Below are 14,411 nucleotides of genomic sequence, written 5' to 3'. Positions count from 1 at the left end.
AGGAGAAATCTTCTGCGGAATGCAAAGCTCCAAGAGCATAGCGCATAAGATTTCTCACTCGTTCCTCGTATCGAAATGACAACATTTTACTCTTCCCAACACCTGTGGTTACAAACGAGCGCAAAGGTATGAGAGGGTCGCCACACGAAGTGCCGGCGGGGTGAGTCGAAACGCTATGCAGAGCCGCATAAGATTCCTCCTCGTACCTCGTTCGGAATGACAAAGTGTACAATCTTCTTCCTTTGTACTAATCGCAGAATACTCACCCGCCCATCGCTGCGCTCGGGCACCCTCTCTTCAGCTTCGCTGGAAAGAGGGGATTGCAGAATTTGAGATTATTTAAATCAGAGAAAAGGAAAAAACCTTCTTCACCCTCTTTGCGGCGAAGCCGGAGAGAGGGTCGGCCAGCGAAGCGGAGTCGGGGTGAGTCGAACCGGTTTGCAGAGAAAACTACTCCGCCTTTGTACTAAACAAAAACACGGCCGATTCACCGAGGATTACCTGGTCGCCTTCATTCATGGGGTGGCCAATTTGGGTGGAGTTGAGTTTGATCATCTTGCCATCGGCGGCAATGTGAATTTTGGTTTTGTTGCGGGGCGGTACACCTCCCTCATCGGCGAAGATCATGAAACACTCATGCTCCTTGTCCCATTCAATATGGGCGTGCTGCCTGCTGATGAATTTATTGCTTTCGTCGTTGCTTACAGCCGGGAAAACCATTTTATTAAGCCGGTATGAACCATTTTCCGTTACCGCTTTTTTATCCCTGCCGATGTTCATTTTGCCGTCGGTAGCCTTAATAATATATTCCTCCTGCTCGGCCTCGCCGCTTAATATCCTGATGTACGCTACCGCTGATGAAGCATTGTGCGCCACCTGTTTGCGGGTAAGCATGGCAAAAGCCGCGTCGAGTTCGGGAATCCGGGGGGCATCTGACGGTAATTGATCGGTAAAAGCCACTTCAATAGTCCAGTCGGCGGGCAGATCGAGGGCGTAATCGTCGGCTATTTTTTGGATCTCGTTGCGAAATTTTTCTTTTTCATGTACCGACACCGCGCCTTCATAAATGTGCTTATCCTCCGGCGAAGCCGCTATAAAAAGCAGCAATTCTTTAATGTGCGCACCTTCTCCACCTTCTACTTTCTGTAGGGCCTCCTTTATATATTGCAGTAATGCTTCGCGCAAGCCTTTTACGTCCCATGCTTTATTACCGCTATTTTTGCTGAAAAAACTAAATGCCATTTTGTGAAATTCTAAAAAATGAAATTCTAAATTCTAAAAACAGGAAACTCTAAATTCTAAACACTAAATCCTAATAAGAAAAAGCTAAACTCTAAAAATCCGAAATTTCAATTCCCAAATTCGAAAGCTTACTCCTAATTCTCAAATCCCAAACCCTGCACCACTTCGGGCTTCATACTTTTCATATACCCTTTTTTCAATAAAAACGGTATTACGTGTTTACCGGCCAAACGTACCGCATCTGATGATCCACGGGTTGATTCTACCCTGATACAAACCACCATATTGCTTTTGCCATTTGCCTCGGGTGCAAAAAATACGTACCAGCCATCGTTTACGCTTTTATTTTTAACAATACGCTCGGGCGTACCGCTTTTACCTGCAACGGCAATGCCTAATATAGGCACTTTCGGCGCGCTTTGGGCTATCATGTATTGCGTAAGCAGACCGGCATATTCGGGCTTTTCGGCCAGTTTAATACCTTTTTTTACCGAAGTTACCGAATCATTTACTTTTAGCACAAACCTGTTGGCCACCAAAACGCCATCATTGGCTACACCCGATACCAGCCTGGCTACAGCCGCCGGGGTGGCAATCAGCTCGCCTTGTCCCCAGGCCATACCCGAGATACCCTTTGCCCTTGTTTTATGGATGTTGTTAGGATCATAACGCGGCCGGGTATTAAATTCGGTTTTGCGCCATAGTTCCCGCCATTTTTCTTCCTGCTGATCGTTATTTGCCGGTTTATTATAGTAGTAGCCACCCACACCATGCAAAAACATCCCGGTTTTAAGGTACAGGGTGCCCATGTATTCCTGCAGATGCTCCTGGTTGGCCAGCTTTATAAAGTATACGTTGTTTGATTTGGCAATGGCCCGCTCCATAGTTATCATCCCGGTTTCATCCGGTTCGATGCCTTTGGTACGGATACGTTCTTCGGTACTTACATGATAGGTAACATTCTGCGCGTCGATACCCAGCTTATTAAATGCCGACATGGCCGTTAATACCTTAGCCGTTGACCCCGGTTGTGAGGCATAGGTAAAGCCAAGATCAGTAGTCGTCATCCAGGTGGAAAGCTTATTCTGATCGGTCTGCGACATCGTAAGCTGATCCCAGTTATGCACCGGCGGCAACGGGTATTGGGCAGATACCAGCACATCGCCGGTATGGGCCTCCATGATCACTACCGATACCCGGTTATCATACAGCGAAGTATCCGTAGCTATTGACTGCTGAATTTCGGTTTGCAGCTGGGCATCCATCGTAAGCTTTACATCGCGGTTGCGGTTTTTAAAGGCTGCTACTTCCGGGCCGTTAAAGTCGGTAAGTAACAGCGGCGCAAGGGCGCTGTAATCGCGCTTATTAACCGTCATTTCTTTTACGCCACGGGGCAAAAACCTGTCTTCCTGGTAGCGGGATGCTTTTACATTGTAGCTGCTTACCGGCATTTTAAAGCCGCGCAGTTCGGCGGCGTGTTCATACTCGCCAAAATAACCGTTGGTGCTGCCGTTAAATACACCGGTGTTGGCATCGCCCGTCCAAAAAAACATTTGTTCTTCAAAGGGGTAAAACCTGTCCAACCTTTTGTGCATGGCCGAATCCAGATCATAATGCAGGATGCCGAGTTTGGCCAGTTTTTTACTTTGCTTTTCTATTAACTGCGGTTTGCTGGTAGCCAGGATAAGTCCGTTCCTATCCAGCAATGAACCGGCCTGCAGCTTATTCATTAATATGGCAATACGCGGATTATAGCTAAACATACGCAGCCCGCTTTTATCGGCAACCAAGGCTGGTTTTACCACCCATTTTTTATTATCGGCGCTGTAGCGCGATACATTTACGGTAAGCAAAACCACTGCAGCAAGGGCTGCGGCAAGGGCGGGCACTAAATTCTTATCCTGCTGTTTGGTAATAAAACTCATTTGTACCTGCGTACCCCGTACCATTGATACCGACAGCAAGAACCCTGTTGCCAGTAAATTGATCACCAGCGACGAACCGCCATAACTTTCAAATGGCAGTGACACGCCCGACAATGGCAACGCCCCTATCGACCCGCCCGCTATCAACAAAAACTGCACAAAGGTACAGGTACCGATGCCCGCACTGAGGTAAAACAGCAAGGGCGTACCCGTTTGCCGCCCAATAATTATGGATCGGTGTAAAAACAGCAGGAACAGGATAAACACGGCTGCCATACCTGCCCAGCCAAATTCTTCGCCAATGGATGGCAGTATCATATCGGTATGTGCTTCGGGAATGGTTTTGGCAAAACCCTGCCCTACGCCTGTGCCGGTTAAACCGCCGCTGGCCATAGCCCAAAGACCGTTGGCTACCTGGTCGCCACCGTATACTTCATTGTTCCAGGCATCCTGCCAGATGGCCTTGCGCTCCACCAGCCGCTGAACCGGACCGGGGATAATTTTATCAAGCCCTGGAATTTTATCGATGGTTAAAAAGGCGGTAACAACTATTAAGGCCATAAATGCCGATTCGCTGAGCAGCCGGGGCTTTAAAAATCCAACCAGGCCCCAAATACCAAAAGTGATGCCGGCACTAAGCCAAACGTTATCAAAAAACCAGGTAGCGAGTACAAATAATACCACGAAACCGGCCATCGGCAAAAAATCGCCGCGCGAAAAGGAGAACAGGATAATGAACGTAAAGCAGATCACCATAGCCGGACCAAGATCGCCCAGTACTAAAAACAGCAGCAGGGTAACCACGGTGGCTACCAGCGCAAATGAAAAAAACGACCATCGTTTGCCCCAGCTGGCGTACTGGCTGATAAACTTTTCATTGGCGGCAAAAAATCCCGCCAGGAAAATAACCATAAGGTATTTAACTATTTCGCTGGGCTGAAAGCCGAGCAGGTTCACTTTTACACCGCTGCCTTCGGGTCCGGTACCAAATAAAATAGTACTGAACAGGATGCCCATTGCCGCAACCGCCCAGGGCCAGCCATTGGCCGCGCTGCGTACTTGCTTAAACAGCAATAACCTGTAAAGCGTGGAATCGGCAGTGAGGCGGCGGAGTTTGATGAACTGGATTATACAGATGCCCAATATGCCGATGCCTAAATAAACCAGCGTGTCTTTAGCTAAAAACCTATCGCGCAGGGGATCTTGCAAACTAAGCAACGTTAAAAAGGAGATACCGGTCAGCATCATCACCAGCGGCAGGAGCAATTGATCGGCCTGCGGGAAACGAGTGCTTAACAGGATATGGATGATGATAAAACCTGCAAAAAAACAACCGGCAATTATCCAGTACCAGGTATTAAAATCATCTATGGTACGTACAATGAACGCGCCCTCTTTTTTCAGGATATTAAAATCGCGGGTAGAGAGCAGCTTAATGCTATGCGGCGATTGTACAAAATCAAGCGTTTTATTGGCGTCCAGATCCACAATACCTTTGGAGATACCAAACTCATAGCCGGGTTGCAGCGGCAGCAATTCAAAAGCCTTGCCGGTGGGCAGGTTTTTAAATTCATATTGGCCGCTGGCATCTGTACGGGCAAAGGCCGTGAGCGATTGCAGCTGGCGCTTTTTATCGGCATTTAAAACATATACCTTTTTAAACGCCGGGGAATTTTCTGTAGTGGTGTTTTTGGCGATGGTTTCCTCGTCGGAATAGATACTATCGCGGGGCAGTATCATGTTTAGCCGCACCAATACACCTGCTACGGGTTTCTTTTTAAAACTGATGGTACCGTGTATGCTGTATTCGCCCAGGTTAAGATCTGTTTGGGTTGGGATTTGCGGGGGCGATTTAAGCTCCTGCGCAAAACGTACCGAATCGGCACCGTTATAGCCAAGCAAAGTGCGCGAAACCAACACCCTGCTTTTAAATGATTCGCCCCCCTGGGCAAAGGCCTCGTCGGCATTAACGTAGTATTTACGTTTGTTGAGCTCACCTGCATTGTCAAAAGCCTGCCCGGTATTTACGCGGCTGCCAATAACGGTTTCAATATAATCCACATCCCTGGGATCATCAAAATAGTAGCCTTTTTTTAGCAGTGCGGCAACGTTTTTGGCGGTATTGGGCGCGTTGAGGTTTACAATGGTACCGTCCTTTAGCCGACTATCAACATCGGTAAACTTTTGTTGCAGCACCATATAAAGCTTGCCGAACAGCACCGCCAGTATAATACCGGTGAACAGTAAAAACAGCCGCTCCAATCCTCTGCCGGGCTTTTGGGGTATAGGTTGCGCCATTATTTAGTGCGTAGCTTTTTGTAAAGTATCTATTTTAAACATGCCGCCAAATAACCTGCCCGAAACATATTTATTACCGGGGAACAGGTAGGACGTTTGCACCGGGATATCGCAATTGCTGAAGATCACTTTTTTTAAAACCAGGGCATCGTTATGGGTAGCAATGGCTACATGAAAGCCATCAAAAGTAAGGCTGTCCAGCACTATATATTTGGCCTTTGGCGACAGCGTAAAAGCAGGGCCGTTGTAAGCCGTATCCCTTTGGAACACTATTTTTCCCTTCGCCTTTATGTACAGGCTATCCTTGGGGATATGCAGTGTATCACTAATGATGATCGGCTGTTTATAGTCGGCCTCGTTTAGCACCAGCGTGTTGCCTTTTAGCTTATTAATGGTATCCTGCAGTTTAAGTTCCTGCGCATTTTTAACTTTTGCGGGTGGTATAACCGTTTTAACAACCGGTGGCTGTGTAAGCTGGCGATTAAGCCAAAGCTGCCATACAAAACCGGCTAAAACCAATGCCAGGATTATAAACAATACCACCACCGTTCCGCGATAGCTTTTTTGTTTTACGGGTACGGTTAAAGGTCCATCGGGTAGTTTTGTTGGTTTTACAAAATCATCAGCCGGTTCGGCTGGTTTTACGGTGGCTATGGGTTTGGTAGCACTTTGCTGACGGGGTGCTTTGTCATTTTGCGCCAAAACCACCGTTACATTATCCTTACCGCCTTTATGGTTGGCGGCATCAATTAATTTTTGTCCTTTATCTTGAATAGTGCTATCGCCGGTAAGTATACGGGTTATCTGCGTTTTATCAACCAGGTCGGTAAGGCCGTCGCTGCAAACCAGCAGCATATCGCCGGGTAAAAATGGCGAGTGGCCGGTTTCTACAAAGTCAGCATCGCTGCCAATATTGGGGTTAAAGCCAAGGGCCTTGTTAATTTCATTACGCTTTGGATGCTCCATAGCCGCCTCCTCGGTAAGCCTGCCCGAATCTTCCAGGAAACCCACAAAGGAATGATCTTTTGAAATTTTTATAAGCGAATGATCGCGCAGCAAATACAGGCGGGTATCGCCAACATGGGCATAGTAAAACTGGTTGTTCTTTATATCTATCACCGCCAGCGTGAGCACGCAGGCCATGTTTTCCAGTCCCTTATCTTCCAGTTTTTTATTGTAGATCTTTTGATTGGCCTTATTAAAGGTATTTACCAGCAGGGGGGTAATATCGCCGGCTATATAGCTTAGTTCCTGCAAAATACTTTCGCGCGCAATTTCAGCAGCAACCTCGCCGCCTACGTAGCCGCCTACACCATCAATAACGCAGGCAATAATAAAATTACCATCAAGGGCTTTTTGGGCAATAAAGGTATCTTCATTGTTATCCCGCTGCTTACCGGTATCTGTTATTCCGAAAAAATTATTGCTCATGGTTTTTACTGGAATTTTTTATGTCGATAAAATGGGCCAGCAATAATAAAACGCATATTGCCAATAAGCCTATTGATAATATTTGTGACATCAGGCCTCGGGTTTAAATATGTTGATACCTATGATACCGTTCAGCAGGATCTTTGAATTAAAAGGTAGCTCTACCCATTGCGGCGAGTTTATATCGCTGCGGGTAACTTCCTGCTCGTTTATCATGGTAAGCTCGCCAAACGAGGTAAGGTATAGCTTGCCATCGGCCTTATTCATACGGATGCGGAGGTGCGGGGTATTTACCCAATCGCTCGGAATTTTAAATACGGCCTGATCATCGCGGGTATCTTCATTGCCCGATACCACAATGTCATCATCCTTCATTAAAAACTCCACCTTGCGGCCAACAAATTGTTTATCGGGCATAATGGTATCAAGCCGGGCCAAAACCTGCTGACCAGCCTTTACTACTTCCTTCTCGTCATAATGCAAATCGTTGGCATAGGGCAGTTCATAATAGCCCTCGCTGTAATAGGTAAAACCCTTTAAAATATCGTTGCTGATATCCAGGGTTTGGGCAACACCAGTATGACGGGGGATAAATGTAACCCTTAAATTTTCTTCTTTTTTGTTGCTGCCGGGTAACAGCTTGCCAATAAATCCCTTATCGCCTTTGGCATAATCAGGATGAGATACGAGTCTGAATACCCATTTTGAGCTGGATGGCTCTACCTTTTTACCTACTTCCTGGTGATCGCGCAGCAGCTCATAAAATTTCTTTACCGATTCATGCACGATAATCCCGAACAAACCCGAGCGGTTATTGATAAACTCCTGGTAATCTTCTTCGTTAAAGCTGATGATGAACTCGTGGTAAAACACTACCCTATCGGCAAAAGAAAGCTGACCGATGGACTCCTTAAATTTTTCGATGATGTACATATAAACATCATCGGGCGTGAGCGATTTATTATTGATGGCTGCAACAGCCGCGGCCTTGCCATTGGGCAGAAACCAGTCCTGCAAACCTATCTTTTGCCAAAATGTAGATTTTGATTCCATTTAGTTAAGTATATATGTTTAACGGAAACCGTTTAACTATCATTTTAAAAATTCAAATTGCTGGTATCCTTGGCCTTTGCGCTATCGCGATAAAACTGCGGCTTTTCCTGTTCTTTTTTCCGCTGATACCCACGCAGGATAGAGTCGGCAATAGAATCAACCTCGGGCGGGATACTTTCGGTGTTATTATCAGGTTGCTGCTGGTTTACCGCTGTATCCGGGTTTGGTTTGCTGCTATCGTTTTTTAACGTGTTTGAACCGTGACTTAAGGTATCCCGCTGCGGCGGGGTAGACTTAAAAAACCGGTTGTAAATGCCCCTCCTATGCTGGTAAGCTATATAGGTTGTAAAACCAGTAAGGGTAACAAGCACCGCAATTAATATAATAAAAATAGGTTTGGCAATGCGTACGCCATGCCTGCCAATTACAACGGGCGTTTCGGCGGCGGTATGTATTACGTGTGCAGGCGTTGCCGTGGCGCGTGCGCTTTCGGCCTCCTGGTAATACAGCAGCAGCCCTTGCAGGCGCTCATTTTCTTTTAACAATACCGATGCATTCCAGGAATCATCTGCCTGGTTATTGCTGTTTACCGCGGCTATGCTGCTATGTACAAGCGCATCCTGCAGCTCGATACCGCTGGCAAAACGGTCTTCGGTATGCTTTTGCAAACATTTGGCTACGATTTGCAGCAGCCATGCGGGCACCAGCATTTCGTGTTCTTTTTTCTGATCGGTCCAACCGGCAGGCAGATTTTTCTTGCGCAGTTCCATCACATCGGGCACGGCGGTTTCCATGTGGGCCAGCATTACGGCGTTGCGGGCGGTTTCGCCATTATCGCGCAGCGGGAAAGGTACCTGACCGGCTATCAGCTCATACAGGATAATGCCATAACTATATACATCCGTTTGAAAATACATCAGCCCTTCGTTTTGCTCGGGCGCCATAAATTCAATGGCCCCCGCATGGCGGATGCTGGTACGGCGCTGATCATCAGACATGGCCGAAAGACCAAAATCCAGCAACACGTAATTACCCGTGTGGATATTGAACTTTACGTTATTACTTTTTATATCGCCATGCTTAACTGACACTTTGTGGCAATGCGACAAGGCATTAGCCAGCTGATCGGCCAGTTTAATGATCTCCTTTATGGTGAAAATGGCTTCGTGCGGTGGTTTCAGCAGGTCCTCCAGATCGGGACCGTCAATAAATTCCATCTCGATAAAAGGGAACGACCCGCTTTCGGTTATACCCGAATTAAGGATCTTTACCACATTGGGGTTGGGTTCCTCGTTTACCTTTTTTAGTTTTTCAACCTCGTTCTGGAAATTACGAAAATTCTTATCGTCGGTGCTTTCGGTATGGATAGGTGTTGGCAGCAACTTTACCGCGGTAATAATGGGGCCGTAACGCCGGCCTTTGTAAACGGAGCCCTGACCGCCCGTTCGCAAAGCGCCCATATTCTCCAAACCTTCGGTTATTGTAAATACTTTGCTCATTGAGATATACTTGCAGCGCTATTTATAAGCATAAAATAAAACATTTTTACTTCAACATAACGCAGGCATTAGTGTTTGGTATAAAAATAGGAAAAAAAAGCAGTACAGATGTGGAGATTTCAAATGTGCAGATTTCAGATGTGCAGATTGTCTGAACCATGATTAAACAGATTCATCAGATTATAGGATTTCAAAGAAAAAATCCTGAGAATCCTTTAATCCTATAAATCCCGGTTCAGACAAAATCAATCTGCACATCTGTAATCTATAATTTGCACATCCAAACTATATCGCTCCAATAGCTTTCCGGTAATTGTTTATCGCAGTAATAATAGATTGCACAATTTCGTTTTGGCCTTCGTTAGAGTTGAGGTATTCCTCTTCCTCGGGGTTGTTGATAAAACCGGTTTCGATAAGTACGGCCGGGGCGGCGCTGTGGGCCAGTACGAGTACGCTTTGCTCCTTTACGCCATTGCTTTCGCGGCCGTTGGTTTGGGTAAATTCGGTATCCAGCAAATCGCCGAAGAGGATACTTTGCTTGCGGTATTTTTGAATATAGGCATTCAGGATAATGGCATTCGCCGGATCGGTTTGATCATAGCTTTCATACGTTTGCTTGTAATCCTTTTCAATAAATATAGATGAGTTTTCGCGTACGGCCTCTTCCTGTTCCTTTAACCTTTTAAAACCATAAACCAGCAGCAGCACGCCCTTTTGCTTGTGCGCCCGTGCAGCAGTCCCCTCTGGTGATGAATTGCAGTGGATAGAAATAAACAGGTTAGCATGGTTTTGGTTAGCAATAATGCAGCGTTGGTTCAGCGGGATAAAAGTATCGTCGGTACGGGTAAGGAACGCATTTATCCCCACAAGCTGCGTATCAATAGCTGCTTTTAGCTTTTTGGCGATGGCAAGGGTCACATTTTTTTCGACCGAGTAAGAGCCGCGCGCGCCAGGGTCTTTACCGCCATGCCCGGCATCAATGGCAATGGTTTTAAATTTAAAACCAGAAGTTACTGCCGATGCCGTTGTATCTTTTGTTTGCGCAAACGAATGAACACCAGTCAATAAAAAAAACAGTCCGATGTTTAAGGCAATAAGAAATGCCTTTTTATTACTGATCACTTAACTACCCCCTTTTTACTGCATTTAGGGCAAAGACCGGTTGCATACAGGGTAAAGCTGTCGGGCTGAAAACCAGCGGGCAGGTTTATGGCAGGCAAATTCAAATCGTTTAAACAATATACGTTTTTACAGTTGGTACAGTTAAAATGCAGGTGCTCATCATGGTGATGGCCTTCATCGCAATGGGATTTGCAGAGCGCGTAGTTTGCGGTTCCGTTCAGATCAAATACTTTGTGGATGATGCCTTTTTCTTCAAAAGCATTAAGGATCCGGTATAGGGTAACCCTGTCGATATCATTCATCACGCTTTCCAGATCGGGCTGCGAGGTAGCCGCATTGCGCGACGACATCATAGACAGCACCCTTAACCGGGGAGCAGTTTTTTTTAAATGATGCTTATTCAGCAGATCTTCAAAATGAAGATCATTGCGGGTTTGTGCCATTTAATTTAATTGGGGTGTAGTTTTATAAGGTTACAAACTTAACAAGAAATAATAACGGTTTAAAATCGGAGATATTTTAGCGGCACCCACGCCCTCTCCAAAGGAAAAAAGCCTCACCTAAACGGCGAAGCCCTCATGTAATAATCCTCTCCCTTGGAGAGGACTTTTGACTTACATGGTTTTAAAAATGCTTTTACGCTCCCTCTCCTTTGGAGAGGGCTGGGGTGAGGCCGTGAGGCTGCAATCCCCAGTACATTTATAATTCACGAAATGTGCCACTGCTATCAATAAACCGCCTGCGGGTACTACTATGGCTTCGGGCCAGCCGTGTATAAAAGCATGGCCCAGCATGATAATCGCGAAACCGCCTACGAGTAAAATAAGCGGCAAAGGCCGGCGGTGTGCGCGCAGGTAGGATAAACCAATGGAATATGTACCGATAATCAACGCAAATATGATCATGCCCCACTCTACCCAGGCGTTGGCCAAAAAACCAAGCCCCAGTAAAGGCAGGCTGGTAAACAACAAGGGCATCGCCGCGCAATGGATAGCGCATAAGGTTGACGCTGTTATGCCAATACTATCTAACCGGGCAGATGTTTTATGATGATCCATGCTGCAAATATAATTCAAATGCAACATAATTGCATTTGAATTATATTATTATTTTTGTCATATTTTAACAATTAAGTAACATCCACTTAATTCCAACGTCAATAATTACATTTGCAAATTATTACCTGATTTTAAATTGTGTCATCAGCTTCGCTCTATAAATTAAAACAAAACTGGCTAAACGCCTACGATACAACGCTGAAGCGTATAAAGCTGCTCATTGGCACTATGCTTATTGTGGCTATTATCAATATTTTACCCGGCTTTTTCAGAACTATAGAAAAGCGACCGGGCGTAGTGTTAAATGATTTTATTTTAACACATCTGCCTGCCTATGATGTATCTGTCCCCATCTTCGCTATTATTTGGGGCATGGGTATTTTGCTGATGGTGCGGGCATTTTACAAGCCGGCCATTTGCTCCACCTACATCTGGACACTGATATTTGTATGTATAGCCCGTTTTATTTCGTTAACTCTGGTAAACCTCGATCCACCGGTTGGATTGATACCGCTGGTTGACCCGCTTACCGGCTTTTTTTACGGGCATGCTGCTATAACAAAAGATCTTTTCTTCTCGGGCCATACCTCAACCATGGTGCTTATTTTTCTTAATCTCGAAAAACGAACGGATAGAATCATTGGTTTTATAGCTGCCCTTACCGTAATGCTTTTATTGCTGATACAGCATATCCATTACACCATGGATGTGCTGGCTGCCCCGGTAATTGTTTACTGCCTTTACAAACTTGCCCTTTACCTTGATCTGTAACCGACACTTGTCGGAAAAACTATTTTTTATAAAAGGTTGTCATTTCGAAACGGGGTACGAGTGAGAAATCTTGTACGGTTCTATATTCGGACTATACTTATCCGATAATTATTGAGCATAAGATTTCTCACTCGTACCTCGTTTCGAAATGACAGATTTTTAGTCTTTCTAACACCTGAGTATCTGTAACTAACTGCTCATTTATCCAGATCATGCAGCAGGTGCATGGAATCTTTAAGATCACGATAAAGTTTTTTAAACACCGGGAACAGCTTACTGTACCGGGCATGGTTTTCCATATTGGGTTCAATAACCTTTTCACCGCTTATTTGGGTTACGGCGGTATAACTTTCGGGATGCAAAGCCTGCATGGCCAGGTAAACCGCCCCTACTGCCGATGCATCTTCGGGCTGCAGCACTACAAGTTTTTTTCCGGTGATATCGGCCAGTACCTGCGTCCACACCGGCGAGGTTACAAAACCGCCGCTGATGTTTACCTGGGTTATGGTTTCGGATGTATCTTCTACCGTTTTAAGCACATCGTATAAGGCAAAACAAATACCTTCCAACGCGGCGCGTAAAAAATATGATCTGCTATGGGTGGGTTTAATATTTATATAAGCACCAGTGCTTTTGGTATCCCAAATGGGTGCGCGTTCACCGTATAAATACGGCAAAAACAACAGACCATCGCTACCGGCAGGCACCGTTTGTATGGTATCAAACAAAGCGTCATAATCTGCCTTGGTAAGGTTTTCTTTCTGAAGAAAGCTTTTCAGCAGCCAGTTAATGGCAATGCCGCCATTGTTCACTGCTCCGCCGCATACAAAGCTATTTTGGTTAAGCAGGTAATTAAAGGTCATACCCGCGTAGTTGTAAACGGGTGTGGTGCTGGTTATCCGTACCGCGCCGCTGGTGCCAATGGTTAATGCAGCCATACCGGGACCGGTGGTATGACTGCCCAAATTAGCACAGCAACCATCGCTTGCACCAATTATAAAGTTTGTATTTGTGCTGATGCCGGTTAATGCAACGGTTGCCGCATCCGCATTACTACGATAATAAGTAGTATTTACCGGGGTTGACAACTTATCGGTATTTACTCCTGCCAAAGCGCAGGCCACAACACTCCACTCCAGTTTTAAAATATCAAACAAACCCGTTGCCGAAGCGATGGAATAGTCCACCTCAAACTCATTAAACAGCCTGTACCATATAAATTCCTTTATCGATATAAATTTATGCGTTTGGGCAAACAGCTGCGGTTTGTTCTCGCGCAGCCACATCAGCTTACACAATGGCGACATGGCATGTACCGGCGTACCCGTAATTCTGTAAATATCTTCGCCCTGCGCCGATGCCCTTAAACTTTCGGCAATATTTTCGCTCCGCGCATCTGCCCAGGTAATCATTGGTGCCAAAGGCAAACCCGCCTCATCAACCGGAATAATACTATGCATGGCACTGCTAAAGCTAACAGCCCCGGGCGCATAACCTATTTTTAAGATGATCTCCCGCAAACATTGTACAAAAGCATCCCAAATAAGCAAAGGGTCCTGCTCGCTGTAGCCCGGCTGCGGGTTGCTGATAGGGTAATGCTGCTGCACCACGCCAAGCGCCTCACCCGTTAAAGCCACCGCCACCGCCTTTGTACTACCCGTACCTATATCAATGCCTAAAATATATGCCTGCATTGCACCAAAATAGGATTTATCTTTGAGAATAGGAAGCCTCACCCCGGCCCTCTCCAAAGGAGAGAGAGTAAAAATTAAAGTCCCATGCAAATCCGCAAGTTCGGGCGTCCACGCCTGAACTCTCCTTTATTGAGCGTCTACGCTCAAGAGCATAGTAAGCGTGGACGCTTACCTTTTTATAATTCAGGCGTGGACGCCTGAACTTGCTGTTTTTTACTCCCTCTCCTTTGGAGAGGGTTGGGGTGAGGCCGTGAGGCTGCAAGACAGTTAAGGTTGCACAAATAAAAATATCCGTTTAACATTGTTGTTCAGCATGAA

10 protein-coding genes are annotated in these 14,411 nt (G+C 45.9%); 1 reads left to right on the top strand and 9 read right to left on the bottom strand.

Features of this window, described 5'->3' with window-relative positions:
- Positions 1 to 450 precede the first annotated feature (450 nt).
- The 8 genes from BLS59_RS26410 to BLS59_RS26375 all read right to left on the bottom strand — a co-directional run bounded on the left by BLS59_RS26410 (position 451) and on the right by BLS59_RS26375 (position 11,628).
- Positions 451 to 1,242 (bottom strand): FHA domain-containing protein, encoded by a 792-nt coding sequence (locus tag BLS59_RS26410; RefSeq protein ID WP_091155088.1) that lies wholly within the window; start codon positions 1,240 to 1,242, stop codon positions 451 to 453.
- A gap of 134 nt (positions 1,243 to 1,376) precedes the next feature.
- Entirely contained in the window at positions 1,377 to 5,465 is a 4,089-nt protein-coding gene (locus tag BLS59_RS26405) for an FtsW/RodA/SpoVE family cell cycle protein (protein ID WP_091155085.1), read from the bottom strand.
- A 3-nt stretch (positions 5,466 to 5,468) separates the two neighbouring features.
- Positions 5,469 to 6,896 (bottom strand): PP2C family protein-serine/threonine phosphatase, encoded by a 1,428-nt coding sequence (locus tag BLS59_RS26400; RefSeq protein ID WP_091155082.1) that lies wholly within the window; start codon positions 6,894 to 6,896, stop codon positions 5,469 to 5,471.
- A 90-nt stretch (positions 6,897 to 6,986) separates the two neighbouring features.
- Positions 6,987 to 7,949: a hypothetical protein gene (locus BLS59_RS26395; protein ID WP_091155079.1), complete on the bottom strand. Its 963-nt coding sequence runs from the start codon at positions 7,947 to 7,949 to the stop codon at positions 6,987 to 6,989.
- A 44-nt stretch (positions 7,950 to 7,993) separates the two neighbouring features.
- The gene (locus BLS59_RS26390) at positions 7,994 to 9,448 is read right to left on the bottom strand and encodes a serine/threonine protein kinase (RefSeq protein WP_091155077.1); all 1,455 of its coding nucleotides are present in this window, start codon (positions 9,446 to 9,448) and stop codon (positions 7,994 to 7,996) included.
- A gap of 285 nt (positions 9,449 to 9,733) precedes the next feature.
- Positions 9,734 to 10,570 carry an N-acetylmuramoyl-L-alanine amidase family protein gene (locus BLS59_RS26385; RefSeq protein WP_091155074.1) on the bottom strand — a complete coding sequence of 279 codons (837 nt, stop codon included), beginning with the start codon at positions 10,568 to 10,570 and terminating at the stop codon, positions 9,734 to 9,736.
- Positions 10,567 to 11,013: a Fur family transcriptional regulator gene (locus BLS59_RS26380; RefSeq protein ID WP_091155071.1), complete on the bottom strand. Its 447-nt coding sequence runs from the start codon at positions 11,011 to 11,013 to the stop codon at positions 10,567 to 10,569. Before BLS59_RS26380 ends, BLS59_RS26385 begins: the two co-directional genes overlap by 4 nt.
- Positions 11,014 to 11,184: 171 nt before the next feature.
- Entirely contained in the window at positions 11,185 to 11,628 is a 444-nt protein-coding gene (locus BLS59_RS26375; protein WP_091155069.1) for a MerC domain-containing protein, read from the bottom strand.
- A gap of 138 nt (positions 11,629 to 11,766) precedes the next feature.
- Between BLS59_RS26375 and BLS59_RS26370 the strand changes: the two genes are divergently transcribed.
- On the top strand, positions 11,767 to 12,399 hold the full coding sequence (locus BLS59_RS26370; RefSeq protein ID WP_240315347.1) for a phosphatase PAP2-related protein: 633 nt from the start codon (positions 11,767 to 11,769) through the stop codon (positions 12,397 to 12,399).
- Positions 12,400 to 12,596: 197 nt separating this feature from the next.
- Here BLS59_RS26370 and BLS59_RS26365 read toward each other — a convergent pair whose 3' ends face one another.
- A complete protein-coding gene (locus BLS59_RS26365) occupies positions 12,597 to 14,093 on the bottom strand; it encodes a gluconokinase (protein ID WP_091155066.1) in 1,497 nt (498 codons plus the stop codon).
- Positions 14,094 to 14,411 lie beyond the last annotated feature (318 nt).

The sequence above is a fragment of the Mucilaginibacter pineti genome (assembly GCF_900101875.1).
GTDB classification, from domain to species: Bacteria; Bacteroidota; Bacteroidia; order Sphingobacteriales; family Sphingobacteriaceae; genus Mucilaginibacter; species Mucilaginibacter pineti.
Note: the sequence above shows the minus strand (reverse complement) of the source record. Positions and strands in the feature narration are given on the sequence as shown.